A 1,168-nucleotide genomic window follows, 5' to 3' on the forward strand; every position below is an offset into this window, starting at 1 on the left:
CACGTGCAGCACACGCCGCCCTTGCACGCATACGGCAGCGCAAGCCCCGCCTTCAGCCCGACATCGAGCACGCTCACGCCCACATACGGCAGGCGGAGCTTGCGCTTCTTGCCATCGATGATCAGTTCCAGGTCGGCCGTGGGCGTGTCGTCGGTGATCTCGATGGTCGGTGCGCCCGCCTGCGGCAACGGCGTGCCGAAGCGCTCCACGTGCACCTGTTTCGGCGGCACGCCCGCGTCTTTCAAGGCCGCCTCCGCTGCGTCCATCATCGGCCCCGGTCCGCAAATGAACGCTTCATCGATTTCAGCAGCGGGCGCGAGCGTCTGCAGAAACGCCGCGCACTTCTCCTGGTTCAGCACGCCGTTGAACAACTCGACGTCCTGCAAATCCTCCGACAGAACGTGATACAGCGAGAACCGGCTCATGAAGCGGTTCTTCAGGTCTTCGAGTTCCTCGGCGAACATGATCGCGTCGACGCTGCGGTTGCCGTAGACGAGCGTGAAGCGGCTCGTCGGCTCCGTTTCCAGCGTCGTCTTGATGATCGCCAGCACCGGCGTGATACCCGAGCCGCCCGAGAACGCCACGTAATGCTTCGCGTGATCCGCGTTCAGGTGCGTGAAGAAGCGGCCATCGGGCGTCATGACTTCGATCTCGTGGCCGGGCTGCAGCGTATCGAACGCGAAGTTCGAGAAGCGCCCGCCACGCACCCGCTTGATGCCGATGCGCAACTCGCCGTCGCGGTCGTAGTCCGTCACGCCCACGCAGATCGAATACGAGCGGCGCGTCTCTTCGCCGTCGATGTGCGTCTTCAACGTCACGAACTGGCCTTGCGTGAAGCGGAACGCGTCGCGCAGCTTTTCGGGGACGTCGAACGAAACGGTGACGGCATCGGCGGTCTCGGGCCGAACCTCGCGGATACGCAGGGGATGGAATTGCGGAGTCGACATGATTCGGGATCGTCTCAGTAGGGTTTGAAGTAGTCGAACGGCTCGCGGCAATCGAGGCAGCGATACAGCGCCTTGCACGCGGTCGAGCCGAACTGCGCGAGGCGCTCGGTGTGCACGGAGCCGCAACGCGGGCACGCGGGCTTGTCGTTGGCCGCGGCGCGCGGCACGAAGCGGATCGTCTTTTGCTGGGGCGCGGCCGCGTGGCCGCAGTTGCCGGTGGG

2 protein-coding genes are annotated in these 1,168 nt (G+C 65.0%); both read right to left on the reverse strand.

The genetic code is table 11. The annotated features are described in order from the left end of the window. Window positions 1–947, reverse strand: a 947-nt coding sequence (locus AWB68_RS45205) for a ferredoxin--NADP reductase (RefSeq protein ID WP_087650486.1), incomplete at its 3' end; no start/stop codon positions are given. Between the two features lie 14 nt (window positions 948–961). Then, window positions 962–1,168, reverse strand: a 207-nt coding sequence (locus AWB68_RS50600) for a PaaD-like zinc ribbon domain-containing protein (protein ID WP_445344371.1), incomplete at its 5' end; no start/stop codon positions are given.

The organism is Caballeronia choica (genome assembly GCF_001544535.1).
Lineage (GTDB): Bacteria > Pseudomonadota > Gammaproteobacteria > Burkholderiales > Burkholderiaceae > Caballeronia > Caballeronia choica.